16 protein-coding genes are annotated in these 16,822 nt (G+C 73.1%); 12 read left to right on the forward strand and 4 right to left on the reverse strand.

Features of this window, described 5'->3' with window-relative positions:
* Positions 1 to 210: 210 nt before the first annotated feature.
* The 6 genes from ITJ64_RS16965 (at position 211) to ITJ64_RS16990 (ending at position 6,663) form a co-directional block, all read left to right on the forward strand.
* Positions 211 to 1,233 carry a 3-oxoacyl-ACP synthase III gene (locus tag ITJ64_RS16965; protein ID WP_194681852.1) on the forward strand — a complete coding sequence of 341 codons (1,023 nt, stop codon included), beginning with the start codon at positions 211 to 213 and terminating at the stop codon, positions 1,231 to 1,233.
* Positions 1,230 to 3,905, forward strand: coding sequence for an alpha/beta fold hydrolase (locus tag ITJ64_RS16970; protein WP_194681853.1), 2,676 nt, complete (start codon positions 1,230 to 1,232; stop codon positions 3,903 to 3,905). Before ITJ64_RS16965 ends, ITJ64_RS16970 begins: the two co-directional genes overlap by 4 nt.
* Positions 3,902 to 4,879, forward strand: a complete 978-nt coding sequence (locus tag ITJ64_RS16975; protein ID WP_194681854.1) for an NAD-dependent epimerase/dehydratase family protein — start codon at positions 3,902 to 3,904, stop codon at positions 4,877 to 4,879. The genes ITJ64_RS16970 and ITJ64_RS16975 overlap by 4 nt, the downstream gene beginning before the upstream one ends.
* A gap of 129 nt (positions 4,880 to 5,008) precedes the next feature.
* On the forward strand, positions 5,009 to 5,218 hold the full coding sequence (locus ITJ64_RS16980) for a type II toxin-antitoxin system VapB family antitoxin (protein WP_194681855.1): 210 nt from the start codon (positions 5,009 to 5,011) through the stop codon (positions 5,216 to 5,218).
* A complete protein-coding gene (locus tag ITJ64_RS16985) occupies positions 5,215 to 5,658 on the forward strand; it encodes a PIN domain-containing protein (protein WP_228508721.1) in 444 nt (147 codons plus the stop codon). The genes ITJ64_RS16980 and ITJ64_RS16985 overlap by 4 nt, the downstream gene beginning before the upstream one ends.
* A gap of 123 nt (positions 5,659 to 5,781) precedes the next feature.
* Positions 5,782 to 6,663, forward strand: coding sequence for an alpha/beta hydrolase (locus ITJ64_RS16990; protein WP_194681856.1), 882 nt, complete (start codon positions 5,782 to 5,784; stop codon positions 6,661 to 6,663).
* 40 nt (positions 6,664 to 6,703) lie between these two features.
* On the opposite strand, the gene ITJ64_RS16995 is transcribed toward ITJ64_RS16990, so the two are convergent.
* Both ITJ64_RS16995 and ITJ64_RS17000 read right to left on the reverse strand, forming a co-directional pair.
* Positions 6,704 to 7,714 carry a helix-turn-helix transcriptional regulator gene (locus ITJ64_RS16995; RefSeq protein WP_194681857.1) on the reverse strand — a complete coding sequence of 337 codons (1,011 nt, stop codon included), beginning with the start codon at positions 7,712 to 7,714 and terminating at the stop codon, positions 6,704 to 6,706.
* A gap of 99 nt (positions 7,715 to 7,813) precedes the next feature.
* Positions 7,814 to 8,344: a GNAT family N-acetyltransferase gene (locus tag ITJ64_RS17000; RefSeq protein WP_194681858.1), complete on the reverse strand. Its 531-nt coding sequence runs from the start codon at positions 8,342 to 8,344 to the stop codon at positions 7,814 to 7,816.
* Positions 8,345 to 8,486: 142 nt separating this feature from the next.
* On the opposite strand from ITJ64_RS17000, the gene ITJ64_RS17005 reads away from it, so the two are divergent.
* The 5 genes from ITJ64_RS17005 to ITJ64_RS17025 all read left to right on the forward strand — a co-directional run bounded on the left by ITJ64_RS17005 (position 8,487) and on the right by ITJ64_RS17025 (position 13,293).
* The gene (locus tag ITJ64_RS17005; RefSeq protein WP_194681859.1) at positions 8,487 to 9,320 is read left to right on the forward strand and encodes an aquaporin; all 834 of its coding nucleotides are present in this window, start codon (positions 8,487 to 8,489) and stop codon (positions 9,318 to 9,320) included.
* 49 nt (positions 9,321 to 9,369) lie between these two features.
* Positions 9,370 to 9,813 (forward strand): DUF1801 domain-containing protein, encoded by a 444-nt coding sequence (locus ITJ64_RS17010; protein ID WP_194681860.1) that lies wholly within the window; start codon positions 9,370 to 9,372, stop codon positions 9,811 to 9,813.
* Positions 9,810 to 11,000: a serine hydrolase gene (locus ITJ64_RS17015; protein ID WP_194681861.1), complete on the forward strand. Its 1,191-nt coding sequence runs from the start codon at positions 9,810 to 9,812 to the stop codon at positions 10,998 to 11,000. The genes ITJ64_RS17010 and ITJ64_RS17015 overlap by 4 nt, the downstream gene beginning before the upstream one ends.
* Before the next feature lie 131 nt (positions 11,001 to 11,131).
* The gene (locus ITJ64_RS17020) at positions 11,132 to 12,085 is read left to right on the forward strand and encodes a M23 family metallopeptidase (protein WP_194681862.1); all 954 of its coding nucleotides are present in this window, start codon (positions 11,132 to 11,134) and stop codon (positions 12,083 to 12,085) included.
* Between the two features lie 50 nt (positions 12,086 to 12,135).
* A complete protein-coding gene (locus ITJ64_RS17025; protein WP_194681863.1) occupies positions 12,136 to 13,293 on the forward strand; it encodes an NYN domain-containing protein in 1,158 nt (385 codons plus the stop codon).
* Between the two features lie 119 nt (positions 13,294 to 13,412).
* Here ITJ64_RS17025 and ITJ64_RS17030 read toward each other — a convergent pair whose 3' ends face one another.
* On the reverse strand, positions 13,413 to 14,186 hold the full coding sequence (locus ITJ64_RS17030) for a hypothetical protein (RefSeq protein ID WP_173181635.1): 774 nt from the start codon (positions 14,184 to 14,186) through the stop codon (positions 13,413 to 13,415).
* A 188-nt stretch (positions 14,187 to 14,374) separates the two neighbouring features.
* On the opposite strand from ITJ64_RS17030, the gene ITJ64_RS17035 reads away from it, so the two are divergent.
* The gene (locus tag ITJ64_RS17035; RefSeq protein ID WP_194681864.1) at positions 14,375 to 16,225 is read left to right on the forward strand and encodes a S9 family peptidase; all 1,851 of its coding nucleotides are present in this window, start codon (positions 14,375 to 14,377) and stop codon (positions 16,223 to 16,225) included.
* A gap of 27 nt (positions 16,226 to 16,252) precedes the next feature.
* On the opposite strand, the gene ITJ64_RS17040 is transcribed toward ITJ64_RS17035, so the two are convergent.
* Complete coding sequence (locus ITJ64_RS17040; protein WP_194681865.1) at positions 16,253 to 16,756, reverse strand: TetR/AcrR family transcriptional regulator; 504 nt, start codon at positions 16,754 to 16,756, stop codon at positions 16,253 to 16,255.
* Between the last annotated feature and the right edge of the window lie 66 nt (positions 16,757 to 16,822).

Here is a 16,822-nt window from a genome sequence, read left to right on the forward strand (position 1 = left end):
ACGCGGGCAATGCTACGCCCGCTTTCCGGGGCCGATGTCAGGGTCTCAGGATGCGCGACGAGCGGTTCATCCGAGCCCCCGTGTGCCGACATGACCCGGGCGTGCCTAGGATGCGAGGATGACCAGTTCAGCGTCCGCCCAGCGCACTCCCTGTAGATTACTGGTCTCGCGCGTGCGATCACGCGCGTTCTGGAGAGCCGCGGAGGATTCGTGACCGGCAATTCGACTACCCGATTCCGCAACGTGGCATTGCTGTCCGTGGCGAGCACGATCCCGTCGAGGGTGACCACCTCCGACGAGATCGAGCAGAAGCTCGCCGTGGCGCTCAAGCGTCTCAAGCTGCGGAGCGGTCTGCTGCGCCGCGTGGCCGGCGTGCTCGAGCGACGCAACTGGGGCCCGGGCGAGAGCTCGGACGCGGCGACGATCTCGGCCGGCCGCCGTGCGCTGGCCGAGGCCGGCATCGACGCCTCCGAGATCGGGCTGATGATCAACACCTCGGTGACCCGCCAGCACCTCGAGCCCTCGGTGGCCGTGCGCATCCACGACGGGCTCGGGCTGCCGAGCTCGGCCATCAACTTCGACGTCGCCAACGCCTGCCTCGGCTTCGTGACGGGCATGACGCTCGCCGCCGCGATGATCGAGTCGGGCCAGGTCAAGTACGCACTGATCGTGAACGGCGAGGACGCCGACGAGATCCAGGTCAACACCATCGAGCGGCTGCTCCGCGACGACATCGACCGCGAGGGCTTCATGAGCGAGTTCGCCTCGCTCACCCTCGGCTCGGGCGCGGCGGCCGCCGTGATCGGGCCGGCCGACGCGCATCCGTCGGGCCACCGCATCCTGGGCGGGGTCACACGGGCCGCCACCCAGTTCCACGAGCTCTGCGTCGGCAGCGTCGACGGCATGTTCACGGATGCGCGGGCGCTCCTGAAGGGCGGGCTCGACCTCGTGCTGTCCGCCTGGAAGGAGGCGCAGACCGAGTGGCGCTGGGGCAAGATGGACCGCTACATCACCCACCAGGTCTCCTCCGTGCACACCGACTCGATGGTGCGCGCCGCGACGCTGGACAAGAGCCGCGTGCCGGTGACCTACCCGCACCTCGGCAACGTGGGGCCGGCGTCGATCCCGATCACGCTCGCCGAGGAGCAGAAGACGCTGAAGAACGGCGATCGCGTGCTGCTGATGGGCGTGGGATCGGGGCTGAACACGGCCCTGATGGAGATCGCCTGGTGACGGCCTCGCCGTCGCCCGCCCGTTCCGCCGTCGCTCCCGCCGCCCTGCCCCCCGCGGGGCTCGACGGGTTCGACACCGCCCACTCGCGGCTGCTGACCGTCGGCGACGACTCCTGGCACTACGTCGACACGGCGGATGCCCTGGCCGCCCTCGGCGCTCAGCCGGTCGGCACCGTGCTGGCGGTGCACGGCAACCCGACGTGGTCGTATCTCTGGCGGCACGTCGTCGCCGCGACCCTCGAGGCCGCCCGCTCCGGCGGTCCGGCCTGGCGCGTGGTCGCCGTCGACCAGCTCGAGATGGGGTACTCCTCGCGGAGCGGCCGGTCCCGCACGCTGCCCGAGCGGGTCGACGACCTCTCCGCCTTCACCGACGCCCTCGGCCTCACCGGCCCGGTCGTCACCCTCGGGCACGACTGGGGCGGGGTGATCTCGCTCGGCTGGGCGACGACGCACCTCGACTCACTGGCCGGTGTGATGCTGCTGAACACCGCCGTGCACCAGCCCGCCGACGTGCCGATCCCGGCGCCGCTCCGGCTGGCCCGGGCCCGCGGGATGCTCGGGGCGGGCTCCGTGCAGACCACCGGGTTCCTCGACGTGACGCTGTCGCTGGCCGCTCCACCGCTGTCCCCTTCGGTGCGTGCGGGCTATCGGGCGCCCTACCCGACGCCCACGCGCCGGCGCGGGATCGGGGCGTTCGTCGCCGACATCCCCGTCGACGCCTCGCACCCGAGCCACGCGCGGCTGACCCGGCTCGCCGCCGACGTCGCCGCCCTGCGGGTGCCGGCGCTGATGCTCTGGGGGCCGCGCGATCCGATCTTCAGCGACCGGTACCTCGACGACCTCGTGGGGCGGCTGCCGCACGCGCAGGTGCACCGCTTCGAGGGCGCGGGGCATCTCGTGGCCGAGGACGCTCCGGTCGCGGAGTCGGTGCTGACGTGGCTGGGTGAGCATGTGGCGGACATCGACCCGGTAGCGGGGTCGAGGTCGGACGGCGCTGTGTCGGTCGACGCCGATGGCGCGGATCGCGCATCCGTCGACTTCACACCGCTGTGGGCGCGGCTCGAGGAGCGGCGCGACGACCCCACCGACGCCGTGATCGAGCTGCGGGGCGACGGGGTGCGGCGGGTGTCGTGGCGCACGCTGAACGACCGCGTCTCGCGCCTGGCCGCCGGGCTGCACCGCCTGGGCGTGCGGAAGGGCGACCGCGTCTCGCTGCTGACGACCCCCGGCGCGACGCTGACCGCCGTGGTCTACGCCTGCCTGCGGCTCGGCGTCGTCGTGGTGGTGGCCGACGCCGGACTCGGCGTGCAGGGGCTCGGCCGGGCGCTCCGCGGCGCCTACCCCGACTACGTCATCGGCGAGACCCGCGGGCTGGCGGCGGCGCGGGCACTGGGCTGGCCGGGCGTCCGCATCTCGACCGCTCGCCTGCCGCGTGCCTCGGCCCGGGCGCTCGGGGTGACCGTGAGCCTGCGCGAGCTGCTCGACGGCGCTCCCGTCGCGCTGCCCGCCGCGCCCGGCCCGTCCGACCCGGCGGCCATCCTGTACACCTCCGGGTCGACCGGCCCCGCGAAGGGCGTCGTCTACACCCACGCCCAGCTCTCCGCGGTGCGCGACGCCCTGGGCGAGCACTTCGCCGTCACTCCCGAGTCGGGCCTGGTCACCGGATTCGCGCCGTTCGCCCTGCTCGGGCCGGCCCTCGGCGCGCGGTCGTCGACCCCCGAGATGGACGTCTCGGCGCCCCGCACCCTCACCGCCCGCGCGGTGGCGGCGGCCGTCGCGGCGGCCTCGGCCGACATCGTGTTCCTCTCGCCCGCGGCCATCCTGAACGTGGTGGCGACCGCGGGCGAGCTCGGTGCCGCCGAGCGCTCGGTGCTCGCCGGTGTGCGCACGGTGCTGTCGACCGGGGCGCCGGTGAGCGAGCGGATGCTCTCCGAGCTCGTCGCCGTCATGCCGAACGCCGCGGCGCATGCCATCTACGGGATGACCGAATGCCTGCTGGTGTCGGACATCACGCTCGAGGACGTGAGGGGCGTTCGCGCCTCGGGAGCTCGTGACGAGGGGGTGTGCGTCGGGCATCCGATCGCCGGGGTCGAGGTGCGGATCAGCGCGCTCGACGACCTCGGCCGTGCGACCGGCTCGCCCTCGGCCGCGGCCGGCGTGCTCGGTGAGGTGCTCATCTCGGCACCGCACCTGAAGAGCGGCTACGACCGGCTGTGGCTGACCGACCGTGAGGCCGTGCGCGACACCCCTTCGGGTGGACGCTGGCACCGCACCGGCGACGTCGGGCACCTCGACACCGATGGGCGGTTGTGGATCGAGGGGCGGCTGCCGCACGTGATCGCGACCTCGGACGGGCCGGTCGCCCCGGTCGGTGCCGAGCAGGCCATCGAGACGGTCGACGCGGTGCGCCGGGCCGCGGTGGTCGGGGTGGGTCCGCAGGGCCTCCGGCAGTTCGTCGCGGTCGTGGAGGCGGAGCCGCGGGCTCGCCGGGCCGCCCTCGCCGCGCCCGAGCTGGCGCGGGACGTGCGGGAGTCGACCGGGCACCCGCTCGTCGCGGTGTTCTCGGTGGCGCAGCTGCCGACGGACATCCGGCACAACTCCAAGATCGACCGGGCGGGGCTGTCGCTCTGGGCCGAGGCCGCGCTCGAGGGCCGGCGGCTGAGCGCGCCGTGACCGTTCTCGTCACCGGCGCGAGCGGGCTGCTCGGGCGGGCCGTCGCCGCGGAGATCGCGGCGCGCGGGCAGAGCGTGCGCACGCTGCAGCGGCGGCCGTCGGGGCTGGGCGACGTGACCGACGTCTCCGGGTCGGTGACCGATGCCGCCACGGTGGCGCGGGCGGTCGAGGGCGTGGACGCCGTCGTGCACCTGGCGGCCAAGGTCTCGCTCGCGGGCGATCCGGAGGAGTTCACGGCGGTCAACGTCGAGGGCACCCGGCTGCTTCTGGAGGCCGCCGAGCGCGCGGGCGTCGAGCGCTTCGTGCAGGTCTCGTCGCCCTCGGTCGCCCACGCCGGCAGCTCGCTGGTGGGGGCCGGTGCCGACCCGGCCGACCCCGGGCGGGCGCGCGGCCTCTACGCCCGCACGAAGGCGGAGGGCGAGCTGCTCGCGCTCGACCGCGACCGGGCGGGCTTCGCCGTGGTCGCCGTGCGTCCGCACCTCGTCTGGGGCCCGGGCGACACGCAGCTCGTGGAGCGCATCGTCGACCGCGCGCGGCACGGCCGTCTGCCGCTGCTCGGCGACGGCACCGCCCTGATCGACAGCACCTACGTCGACAACGCCGCCACGGCGATCGCGTCGGCGCTGGAGCGGGCCGCGCATCCGGATGCCCACGGCCGCCCCTTCGTCGTCACCAACGGCGAGCCGCGCCCCGTCGCCGAGCTGCTCGCGGGCATCTGCCTCGCGGCGGGCGTGCAGCCGCCGCGCTGGAGCGTGCCGGCCGGCCTCGCCCGCGCCGCCGGCGGCGCGGTGGAGCGCTGGTGGGCCGTGCGCCCCGGCTCCGACGAGCCGCCGATGACCCGCTTCCTCGCCGAGCAGCTCTCGACGGCGCACTGGTTCGACCAGCGCGCCACCCGCCACGCCCTGGCCTGGGCCCCCGCCGTCTCCCTCGACGAGGGCTTCCGCCGCCTCGCGGCCCACTACGCGGCCCCCTGACCCCGCCGCCGCCCCGACCGCCGATGTCGGTGGCTCGGTGTTGACTTTTCTTCATGAACGGTCGACCGCGGGTTGGACACGCCCTTCCGCCCTATATAGGGTTCTTATACAGACGAGAGGCGGTGCCCAGTGGCGATCACGTCCATCGACATCGACAAGCAGCTCCTGCACGACGCCCGGGAACTCCTCGGGGCGTCGTCGAACCGGGAGGCGGTGCAGCGAGCCCTCGAGTACACCGTCACCATGCAGCGTCAGCAGCTCGCCCTCGATCGCATCTCGCGGCGCTCGTTCAGCGACGCGCAGGTGAACGCGGTGAAGGTCGACTACTCCGGCTCGTGAGCGAGCGCGCTGTTCCCGCTTTGACCGAGCGACGGGGCTACCTCGTCGACAACAGCGTCCTTCAGAAGCTGTCGCGGAGTGCGCCGATCCTGCGGCGGTTCCGGGAGGTGACGGCGACGTACCCGATCTTCAGCTGTCCCCCGCAGGTGCTCGAGTACTGCTGGTCGGCGCGCGACCCGGCGGAGTACGCCGAGCTGCGCACGGACATGGAGCTGTACACGCCGGCCGTCGTCGTGCCGTCGACCGGCGCCGTGCTCGACGTGCAGCAGGCCCTGTGGGGTGCCGGCCTCGTGCGCGGCGCCGGGAACACCGACGTGCTGATCACGGCGTACGCCATCGCGAACGACCTCACGGTGCTGCACTCGGATCACGACTTCGAGCACATCCAGCGGGCACTGGCGCCGGCCGTCGTCCTCCGGCAGGAGTACGTGGCCGAGTAGCGGGCGCGGGAAGGGAGCGGGCGAGGAACCCGTTGCGGTTGAGGCCGGGGCGGGTGCGGTGCGGCCGCAGGTGCGCGGGCGGCGGGGCTGCGGCGGCGGGCGCGGGGGTCGTAGATTCGGGGGATGGTGTCCGAAGACGTGGTGGCCGTGCGGTTCTGGCCGGGGCTGGTGTACGGGGAGCGCCCCGAGGGGGCGTTGCGGCTCGATGTGCTGGCGCCGGCGGGAGCGCGCGGCGGGGCGGGGAGCGGGGGGACGCGGGTGGTCGGGGCATCCGGGGGGACGAGGGTGCCCGGGGCATCCGGGGGGACGAGGGTGCCCGGGGCAGCCGGTGGGACGCTCGCGCCGGTGGTGGTGTTCCTGCACGGCGGCGGGTGGCACGAGGGCGATCGGGGGGCGGCGCTGCATCCGTGGCTGAACCCGCTGCTGGCGGCGCGCGGGTTCGTGGCCGTCGCGCCGACCTACCGCCTGAGCGGCACCGCCGTCTGGCCGGCCGCGCTCGAGGACGCGCTGGCCGCCGTCGCCTGGACGATCGAGCACGCCGAGGAGTTCGGTGGCGACCCCGCGCGGGTCGGCGTGTGGGGGTTCTCGGCGGGGGCGCAGCTGGCCGCGCTGGTCGCGCTCGACCCGGCGAGCGGGGTGCGGGCGGCGGCCGTCGCGGCCTGCCCGGCCGACCTCCGCGACGCCGACACCTCGACCGACAACGAGGTGACCCGGCTGCTGGGCGTGCCCGCGACACCCGAGCGCCTGGCCGCGCTGAGCCCGGTGATGCACGTGGCGGGGCCGGCGGTGCCGTTCTCGATCGTGCACGGCACGGCCGACGAGGTCGTGCCGGTCTGGCAGGGGGCCGCGCTGCGGGACGCCCTGCGCGCCGCGGGCGGCGTGGCCGAGTGGCACGCGATCGAGGGCGGTCGGCACAGCTGGCCCGACACCCCGGCGGCGGGCCTCGACGAGGAGGCGCCCAGCTTCGGTTCCCTGGCAGCCGAATTCTTCGAGCGGATGCTCTGACCGCCGACTTCGGATGGGCCGACGCGCGACAGCCCGCCCGTCAGGACGCGGCTTGGAAGGCGGCGGCCGAGGCGGCGCTCGTGCCCGCCGCGGCCGCGCGGGTGAGGTAGTCGTCGAACTCGTCGGCGCGCACCAGCCGGGACGGCGTGGTCGGGGCCTCGCCCGGGCGCACGAGGGCGGGGCCGGGGTTGCGCCGGGCGTGGAGGGTGCGGCGCAGGTGCGCGATGGCCCCCGCGGCGAAGGTGCCGGGCGGGTCGAGCCAGACGAGCAGGAAGTGCCCGCCGGGCACGTCGAGGCACTGCCAGGGCATCTCGCCGAAGCCGAAGCCGTCGACGAACGCCGGGGACTCGCCGAAGGTCAGCGGCCGCGCCTCGAGACTCGCCCACATCTCGCGGAAGTCGGCGTCGCGCACCGAGAGGTCGCCGACGATCTCCTGCAGGCGCGGGTCGCTCGGGTCGCCGTGGAATCGGAGGGCCGCGACGGCCGCGCGGGCGGTGCGGCGCCAGCTCTCCAGTCCGCGTCCCTCCGGCGGGGCGAGGAACGCGGCCGCGACGCAGTTGCCGCCCGCGACCGCAAAGCTCGGCTGCAGGGCGTGGGCGAGCTCGTTGGCGACGAGGATGTCCTGGTTGCGGTCGAGGACGTAGACCGGAGCATCCGACCACTGCTCGACCAGGCGGTGCACGAGCTCGCTCACCGGCGCGACCGGGCGCTCGCGGGCGTTCGGCGGGGCTGGCAGGGCGAGGCGGTAGAAGTAGGCGGCCGCGTCGGCGTCGAGGCAGAGGGCGCGGGTGAGGGACGCGAGCACCTGCTCGGAGACCTGGTGGTGGCGCCCCTGCTCGAGGCGGATGTAGTACTCGCGGCTGATGCCCGCGAGGTCGGCCACCTCCTCGCGGCGGAGGCCGGTGACGCGGCGGCCCGGGTCGGCGACGAGGCCGACGTCGGCGGGCTGCAGCTGGGCGCGGCGGCCGCGCAGGTACTGGCCCAGCGTGGGCGCCGCCGAGGCGGGCTCGGGGCGGCGGTGGGCCGGCGGGAGAGCGGGAGCTGCACGCATGTCGTTCCTTCGGGATCGCATCCGGAGTAGCGGTGCTCGAATCCTATTGGATTTTGTGCTCCAGCGCAGGACCGGGTGGAGAGCGCTCTCGAACGGCGCTCAGCGCGTGCTGCCGGGCGCCCCCACTGCGAACTTGAAGCCGCGGTGCGACCCCACGAAGCCCAGCCGCTCGTAGAACCGGTGCGCGTCGGTGCGTGCCTCGTCCGAGGTCAGCTGCACGAGGCCCGCTCCGAGCGCCGGGGCCGCGACGTCGGTGCACCACCGCATCATCGCCGCGCCGATGCCCGACGACCGTCGCGCGCTGCTCACCCGCACCGCCTCGATCAGCAGTCGCGTGGCACCGCGGCGGGCGAGGCCCGGGATGCGCGTCAGCTGCATCATCGCGAGCACCGCCCCATCGGGTCCGACCGCCACGACGAGGTCGTTCGACGGGTCGGCGAGCGTGTCGACGAGCCCCGCCCGGTAGGCCGGGACGTCGGACTCGTCGGCCCGATCGCCGCGCGAGGCACTGACGGCGTCGTCGGCGAGGAGCCGCATCAGCGCGTCCAGGTCGGCCGTGTCGGCGCGGCGGAGGGTGACGGAGCCGCCCGGGGTCGGGAGCGACACGGGGAGCGTGAGGGAGGCGAGCACGTGCCCAGTCTTCCATCCGGCTCCACGGCTGCCGGAGAGCGACGGCTCGACGACCGCTCGACCGCAGGGGCTCGACAGACGTGGCACGAGGTTGCGACGCGGGTCGTGCCGGCACGAGCATCCGTCTGCGTAGCCTCACTGCATGCCGAGCCAGAAGAACCCCGCCCACGTCCCGTCCGGAGCGAGCCCGCTGCGGAGGGCCGCCGCCGAGGCGGGCGGCACCTTCCTGCTCGTGTTCGGGCTGATCGGGGCGGCCCTGCTCACCTCCCCCGACTCCAACGGCGTCGCCGCGCAGCCCGGCACCGGCCTGCTCGGCGTGGCCGTGGCGCTCGGGCTCACCGTCGCGATCGGTGCGGCGGTCGTCGGGCCGATCTCGGGCGGGCACTTCAACCCCGCGGTCACGATCGGCGTCGCGGTGGCGGGCCGCCTGCGCTGGGGGCTCGTGCCGGTGTACCTCGCGGCCCAGGTGGTGGGCGGGGTCGCGGGCGCGGCGCTCGTGCGGGCGCTCCTGCTCGGCAGCTCCGACGGCGGGTCGGCCGCGGTCGGGGCGGGCTTCGCGTCGACGGGGTACGGGATGCTCTCCCCCGGCCATTTCGGACTGCTCCCCGTCGCGGCGGTGGAGCTGGTCGCGACCGCCGTGCTGGTCGTCGTGGTGCTGACGACCACCCACCCCACGACGGGCACGCCGCTCGCGCCGCTCGTGATCGGCGGCACACTGACCCTGATGCTCTTCGTCGCCCTGCCGATCGACAACGCCTCGCTGAATCCCGCCCGCTCGCTCGCCACGGCGGTGTTCGGCGGCGGGGACTGGCTGGCGCAGCTGTGGGCGTTCGTCGTGTTCCCGGTGCTCGGCGCAGCGGTCGCGGCGGGGCTGTACCGCGTGGCGACCGCGGGCCGGGCCTCGGCGGCCCCGGCCTCTCCGGCCTCCCCGGCCTCCGCGGCCTCCGACACGACTCAGGGCGGCGCCCTGTCCTGACGGCGGTCGCGGCGGTACTGTGGGCCGACCCGCACCGGAAGGACCCGCCATGACCGCGAGCGACGAGATCGACCAGCTGATCGCGAAGCACCCCGACTGGCGCGGGGCGAAGCTCGCCGAGATGCGCCGGATCATCCTCGAGGTCGATCCCGGCATCGTCGAGGAGTGGAAGTGGATGGGTTCGCCTGTCTGGGAGCTCGACGGAATCCTGATCGTGGGCGACATCTTCAAGACGAAGGTGAAGCTCGGCTTCCTCTACGGCGCCTCGCTCGACGACCCGCACGGGCTCTTCAACGGGGAGCTCGGCGGCAACCAACGACGCAGCGTCGAGTTCGCCGAGGGCCACTCGGTCGACGAGGAGGCCTTCAAGGACCTCGTGCGCAGAGCGATCGAGCGCAACCGGGCGAAGCCCGCGAAAGCGGCGAAGGCCAAGACGCCCAAGACGCCCAAGACAGCCAAGCCCACCGAGCCGTCAGAGCCCGCCGGCTCATGACCGGCCACCTGACCCGCCGCACGCTGTTCGGCGCCGCCGGCGGCGCCCTGACGCTGTCCGCCCTCGCGGCGTGCAGTCCGCGGGGCGGGGAGGGGATGGGCGCCCCGACGGAGTCGCCCGCCCCGACGGCGCAGCGCGCATCCGGTCTCGAAGCCGCCTTCGACGCGGCCTTCACCGCCTCGGGGCTCGCCGGCTGCGCGGCGCGGGTGCGGCTGCCGAACGGAGCCCTCTGGCGGAGCACGGCCGGAGTCGCCGACCTCGACACCGAGGAGCCGTACCGCGCCGGCGACTTCGTGCGCATCGCGAGCATCACCAAGACGTTCACTGCGACCGCCGTGCTGCGGATGGTCGACGACCGGCTGCTCGCCCTCGACGACACACTCGACCGCTGGTACCCGCAGGTGCCGAACGCGGCCGAGATCACGCTGGAGCAGATGCTCGGGATGCGCTCGGGCATCGCCGACTTCACCGCCGACGCCCGCTTCGACGACCGGTTCGCCGCCGACCCGGCGATGCCGTGGAGCCTGGAGCAGACGCTGCAGGTCATCCTGCGGAACCCGCCCGAGTTCGCGCCCGGGGCCGAGGTGCAGTACTGCGACTCGAACTACGCGCTGCTCGGGGCGATCGCCGCGCGCGTCGACGGGGCGTCGCTCGCCGAGGTGATCACCCGGCGCGTGATCGAGCCGGCCGGGCTGCACGAGACCTACTACCCGGCGGATGACGGGATCCGGTCACCCCATCCGCAGGGCTACGTGCCCACGGTCACGAGCGCGGGCGCGATCGACCCCGCGGTGCCGCCGGCCGTCGTGAACGAGGTGAACCCGGCGGTTCCGGCGGGCGCCGGGGCCCTGATCTCGACGCTCGACGACGTCGCGGCCTGGGGCGACGTGCTCGCAGACGGCCGGCTGCTCGGGCCGTTCACGCAGGCCCGCCGACTGCAGACCCAGCGCTTCGAGGGGCAGACGCTCGACTTCGGCTACGGGCTCGGCATCACGAACTTCAACGAGTACCTGGGGCACGACGGGGCGATCTTCGGCTTCAGCTCGGTCGTGCTGACGCGGCCCGAGACGGGCACGCAGATCGCGCTGGTGGGCAACACCTCGACGAACTCGACCACGCCGACGCTGTCGATCGCGGTGGCGCTGATCGACGAGATCGACCCGTCGCAGGGCACGTCGGCGGGCTGATCGACGACTCGTCGGGGCATTTTCAGGTGTTACCTATGAGTCGTTTGTAGAGTAGTGCTCGACGATCGATGCAGTCGAAGGCTGCACCTGCGCCGCCCGCCCCCGCGGCGCGAGACGAAAGCGAAATCCGAGTGACCCTGACTCCCCCCTCCGACACCCCGTCGGCGCCCCTGACGCGCCGTGCCCTGCGCGAGCAGGAGCGGGCTGCCGAGGCGGCCTCGAGCCGCCGGTCCGTCGTGCGCGCCGCCGACCCCGACGTGACCGCTGCGGCTCCCGTCGTGACGGCCGCGGCTCCCGTCGTGCGCGCCGCCGCCCCCGTCTTGACCGCCGCGGCTCCCGCCGCTGCGACCCGCCCCGCCCGCGCCCCGCGCTGGAAGGCCGCCGTGGCGCTGTCGTTCGCCGCGCTGCTCGCCGCCGCCACCTCGCTCTCGGCCATCGAGACCTCCGACTCCTTCGCCTACGCCCCCGAGGTGCAGGCCGCACCCGCCGCACAGGAGCTGCTGACCGCATCCGGAACCGGCGCCTCGGTGCTGCGCGACGGCTACCAGGCCACCACTCCCGAGGAGCTCGCCGCCGCCAAGGCGGCCGCCCGCGCCGCCGAGGTCGCCGCCAAGGTCGCCTCGATCGGCTTCCGCACCGCCTCGACCTACACGAACAACCCCGACAGCGCCGTGCAGTGGCCCTTCCCCGTCGGCGTGCCGATCAGCGACGGCTTCGGGCCCCGCTCCTCCCCCGGCGGCATCGGCAGCACCAACCACAAGGGCGTCGACTTCACCCCCGGTCAGGGCAAGCCGATCTCGGCCGTCGCCTCGGGTGTCGTGCGTCTCGTCAACGGCTCCGACAACGGCGGCCTCGGTGTCTACGTCGTCGTCGACCACGTGATCGACGGCCAGAACGTCAGCAGCTGGTACGGGCACATGCTCTCCGGCTCGCCCGTCGTGACCGAGGGCCAGGCGGTCGTCGTCGGCCAGCAGCTCGGCTCGGTCGGCAACACGGGTACCTCCACCGGCGCCCACCTGCACCTCGAGATCCACCTCGACAACACCCCTGTCGACCCCATCGCCTGGCTGACCGCGCACAACTAGCGCCCGAGGCGTCAGACTGGGGGTCACCCCCGATCGGAATGAGCACGTCCATGACCGAATCCGCCGACGCCCGCGTGGCCGTCTACATCGACTTCGACAACATCATCATCTCGCGCTACGACCAGGTGCACGGCCGCAGCCAGTTCATGCGCGACAAGGCCCGCGGCTTCGGCGGCGGCGACGCCGAGAACACCGAGAAGCTGCGCCGCGCCACCGTCGACATCGGCGCCGTCATCGACTTCGCCTCCTCGTTCGGCACCCTCGTGCTGACCCGCGCCTACGCCGACTGGTCGGCCTCGGTGAACGCCGACTACCGGGGCCAGCTCGTGGGGCGGGCGGTCGACCTGGTGCAGCTGTTCCCGGCGGCGGCCTACGCGAAGAACGGCGCCGACATCCGTCTCGCCGTCGACGCGATCGAGGACATGTTCCGCCTGCCCGACCTCACCCACGTGGTGATCGTCGCGGGCGACTCCGACTACATCGCGCTGGCGCAGCGCTGCAAGCGGCTCGGCCGCTACGTCGTGGGCATCGGCGTCGCCGGCTCGACCAGCCGCTCGCTCGCCGCGGCCTGCGACGAGTTCGCCACCTACGACGCCCTGCCGGGTGTGAAGCCGGTGCCCGAGCTCGAGCCGGTGGCCGCCACCGAGTCCGCTCCGCGTTCCTCGGGCGGCTCGCGTCGGGGCCGCAAGAGCCCGGCCCCCGCCGAGGCCGACACCTCCGCCCCGACCGAGGCGGCGACATCGAGCGCCGCCGACGGCGCGCCCTCGACCGAGGCGACGGCCGACGCCACCACCGATGCGGTGGCCGCCGACGTCGCCGCCGCCGAGCGCCTGCTCCAGGATGCGCTCGAGCAGGTCGCTCCCCCGGCCGCCAAGAAGCGGGGCCCGCGCCGTGCGAAGTTCCCGCCCGAGATCATCGAGGACGAGCCGGAGGCGGAGCCCGAACCGGAGCCCGAGGACCCGCAGGCCCTCGCCTCGAGCCTGCTCGAGCGCGCCCTCCGCCTCGGCCACGAGAAGGACGACGACGAGTGGCTGCACAGCTCGCTCGTGAAGACGCAGATGAAGCGCATGGACCCGTCGTTCAGCGAGAAGGCCCTGGGATTCCGCTCGTTCTCCGACTTCCTGAAGTCCCGCGACGCGATCGCCGAGCTCGACGACTCCTCGACGGCGAACCTGGTGCGCCTCACCCCGGCCCTCGCCGACGCCTGATCGCGCGCAACCGCGCAACCGCGCAACCGCGCGCCGGCGCCGCGCGCCGCAGCCGCGCACCACACGCAGAAGGGCCCCGACGTCGAGACGTCGGGGCCCTTCGTGCCGGATGAGGGGGCTTACGCCTCGCTCATCACCGCCTTCTCGGCCTGGCCGCGGGCCGCGAGGGCGGCGGCGCGGGCGGCGATGCGACGGGTCTGCTCGGCCTGGCCGGCGTCGAGCACGTCCTGCTCGACCTCGACGCTCGGCACGTGCTCCTGGCCGTTGTACTTCGCGATGTACTCGTCGAGCTGGGGGCCCGACTCCCACGAGGTGATCAGGCAGTAGCGGGGCTCGGTGCCGTAGTGGGCGGCCGCGTGCCAGAGGCGCTGCGTGTCGACGATCAGCTGCGCGCCGGCGGGGAGCGCGATGCGCACCTCGCCCTCGGGGTCGGTGCGGTTGTGCCGCAGCACGAAGTAGCTGTCCTTGTCGTCGGTGAGGTTGAAGAAGCCGCGCACGACCCAGCCGGTGCCGTCGGGGTTCAGGCGGTTGTTGTCGTCCTGGTGCAGGTTGTACAGGGCGTCGGCGTAGGTGTTCGGCTGCAGCTCGATCACGCGGCAGCGGCCGACGTTGGAGCCGGGCTCCTGGGCACGCTCGGTGAGGGTGGGAGCGATCGCGGTCTGCGAGTCGATCCAGACGCCGTCCTTGTCGGTGCGCGGCGGCTTGTGGTTCCAGAACCCGTTGCACTCGATCTCGCCCTTGGCGCTCGCGAGCGGCGCGAACCGGGTGTCACCGGAGGACTTCCAGTCGACGTACTCGATGTCGAGCCACTCCTTGGGGTCGATCTCCTTGTTGTAGCGGTCGAGAACCACGTAGCCGGTCTCTTCGAGAGCGGCGGACTTGATGTAACCCATGACGCGAATCATGTCCTTTCGTCGGAGGGCCAGCACGTTTTAACAGGCCCAACTTAGGCAAGGCTAACATCCGGCCCCGAGGACGGCCCGACGACTCTGCACAGATGTGCAGATCCGGCCGATCCGTCGATGGGCGACCCGCCGCGCGAGTTAGGTTAGCGACCAGTCACTACCGTGAAGGAACAGCAATGAAGCACATCACACCGCGCCGCAACGCGCTCTGGCTGGCGATCGCCCTCGCCCTCTGCCTGATCTCCGCCGTCGGAGCCTCCCTCGTCCAGACCGCCGGCGGCCACGTCGCCGTGAAGGACCTGAGGTGGGAGACCTCCTCCGGCGAGACCCTGAGCGCCCTGCTCTTCAAGCCCGACACCGCCACCGCCGAAGACAAGGCCCCCGCCATCGTCGTCAGCCACGGCTGGTGGAACAACCGCGAGATGCAGGACGCCAACTACGTCGAGCTCGCCCGCCGCGGCTACGTCGTCGTCTCGATCGACATGTACGGGCACGGCAACTCCGAGCCGCTCGCCAACGCCGACATCCCGGTCAACGGCACCGGCATGTACGACGCCGTGAAGCTCGTCGCCGACCTCCCCTACGTCGACACCGACCGCATCGGCGTCACCGGCCACTCCAACGGCGCCCGCGCCGCGAACTACAGCGTCGTCGCCGACAACGAGGCGCCCACCCCGCTGATCTCCTCGGTGCTGCTGGTCGACAACGAGGCCTTCTACGCCGACGCCGACGGCGCGTACACGAACATCTACGGCAGCCGCGACGTCGGTCTCGTCGCCGACCAGTACGACGAGTTCTTCTTCCGCAGCTACGACGAGAACGGGGTCGCCCTCACCGCTCCCCGCGACTTCGTCGGCACGCCGAACGCCCAGTCCTTCCTGAACTTCGGCGCCGACCCGGCCACCGCCGGCGAGACCCGCGAGGCGGGGCAGTTCTACACCGAGTCGGTCGACGGCACGGATGCTCGGCGCATCCTCTACACGCCGGCCCAGACCCACCCCTGGGGCCCGTTCTCGAAGCAGACCACGAGCGACGTCATCGCCTACTTCGACGCCACCCTCGGAGCGCCGGAGGCCATCGACCCGGCCGCGCAGGTCTGGCAGTGGAAGGAGTTCTTCAACGCCCTCGGCCTCGTCGGCTTCGGCATCTTCCTCGTGGCCTTCGCCCGGGCGCTGCTCGCCACCCGCGCCTTCGCCGGACTCCGCCGCACCGAGCTGCCGGCGGCGACGCCGCAGACCCGCACCGGTCTCGTCTGGTTCTGGGCGTCCATGGTCGTGTCGGCCCTGATCTCGGGCGTGACCTACGTCGCCCTGTCGCAGAACGAGGCGATCGGCTCGCTCGCCTTCAACTCCGTGCCCTCGCTGTTCCCCCAGGGCGCGGTGTTCTTCATCGCCCTGTGGGCCGCGATCAACGGCGGCGCCGCCCTGCTGATCATGGCCGTCTCGTGGTTCGCGATCGGCCGGAAGTCGGGCCTCGACCTGCGCGCCGGCGGCATGCTGCCGGGTTGGAAGAAGTTCTTCCAGGCCATCCTGCTCGGGCTCGTCGTGGTGGTCGCCGCGTTCGGCATCGTCGCCGTGGTCGACTACTTCTTCACCACCGACTTCCGCATCTGGGTGCTCGCGGTGAAGTGGTTCACGCCCGACAAGATCCCGCTGGCGCTGCTGGTGCTGCCGTTCTTCCTGCTGTACTTCTTCGCCAACTCGCTCGCCGTGAACGTCTTCAACCGCTTCACCCTCGGCGGGCGCGAGTGGATCAACACGGCCGTGCTGGCGCTGTTCAACGCGCTCGCGCCGATCGTGCTGGTCGTCGTGCAGTACACGACGTTCTTCACCAGCGGCGAGCTCGTGCCCGGGTTCGGCGGCATCTACAGCATCTGGCTGTTCCCGGTGATCGTCATCCTCGCGGTCGCGGCCGTCGTGTCGCGGAAGCTCTACCGGGCGACGGGCAACCCCTACCTCGGCGGGTTCATCATGGCCGCGACCGTGAGCCTGGTCTCGGTGACCAACACGCTCACCGTCACGGGCTAGCGCCGCCGGGCATCCGTCAGCCGCAGGCTAGGACAGCAGCTGGATGCCGAGGGCCGTCGAGACCACCAGGCGGGCGCCGCGGGCGAACATCTCGTTCACCTCGTCGGCGCTCGCCCCGGTGAGCTCGCGGCTCAGCTCGAGCGAGCGGCTGAAGCGGGCGGCCACCACCTCCCGGATCTCGGGATGGGTGGCCGACGCCGCCCAGGCCTGCAGCTGGAAGCGCAGCAGGTCGGCCTCGGCGATGGTGTGCCGGAAGGCGTGCCCGATGTCGTCGAGGGTGCCGGGACGGCCGGCCGCCTCGCTCTCGGCCAGGCGGGCGCGCGCGTTCTCCTCGATCAGGTCGTAGCAGAGGTCGACGCAGGCGATGAAGAGGCCGGCCTTGCTGCCGAACAGCTTGAACAGGTAGGGCTGGGAGACGCCGAGCGCCTCGGCCACCACGCCCACTGGCGTGCCGTCGTAGCCGCCGCGGGCGAACTGCGTCATGGCCTCGCGGGCCGCCTCCGCGCGCCGCACCCCGGCCGTGCTTCTCATGATGCGACCGTAACGCACGCAGCCTGGGGCCCGCCCCTTCCCGCTGTCGCAACCGGGTGCATCACG

Origin of the sequence: Herbiconiux sp. VKM Ac-1786 (assembly GCF_015350805.1) — a bacterium.
Taxonomy (GTDB): domain Bacteria; phylum Actinomycetota; class Actinomycetes; order Actinomycetales; family Microbacteriaceae; genus Herbiconiux.

Coding starts and splice junctions, on each gene's coding strand:
- ITJ64_RS17015 (WP_194681861.1), top strand. CDS start 9,810: ATGACCGGCCACCTGACCCGCCGCACGCTGTTCGGCGCCGCCGGCGGC.
- ITJ64_RS17035 (WP_194681864.1), top strand. CDS start 14,375: ATGAAGCACATCACACCGCGCCGCAACGCGCTCTGGCTGGCGATCGCC.
- ITJ64_RS17030 (WP_173181635.1), bottom strand. CDS start 14,186: ATGGGTTACATCAAGTCCGCCGCTCTCGAAGAGACCGGCTACGTGGTT.
- ITJ64_RS17010 (WP_194681860.1), top strand. CDS start 9,370: ATGACCGCGAGCGACGAGATCGACCAGCTGATCGCGAAGCACCCCGAC.
- ITJ64_RS16995 (WP_194681857.1), bottom strand. CDS start 7,714: ATGCGTGCAGCTCCCGCTCTCCCGCCGGCCCACCGCCGCCCCGAGCCC.
- ITJ64_RS17040 (WP_194681865.1), bottom strand. CDS start 16,756: ATGAGAAGCACGGCCGGGGTGCGGCGCGCGGAGGCGGCCCGCGAGGCC.
- ITJ64_RS16990 (WP_194681856.1), top strand. CDS start 5,782: ATGGTGTCCGAAGACGTGGTGGCCGTGCGGTTCTGGCCGGGGCTGGTG.
- ITJ64_RS17005 (WP_194681859.1), top strand. CDS start 8,487: ATGCCGAGCCAGAAGAACCCCGCCCACGTCCCGTCCGGAGCGAGCCCG.
- ITJ64_RS17025 (WP_194681863.1), top strand. CDS start 12,136: ATGACCGAATCCGCCGACGCCCGCGTGGCCGTCTACATCGACTTCGAC.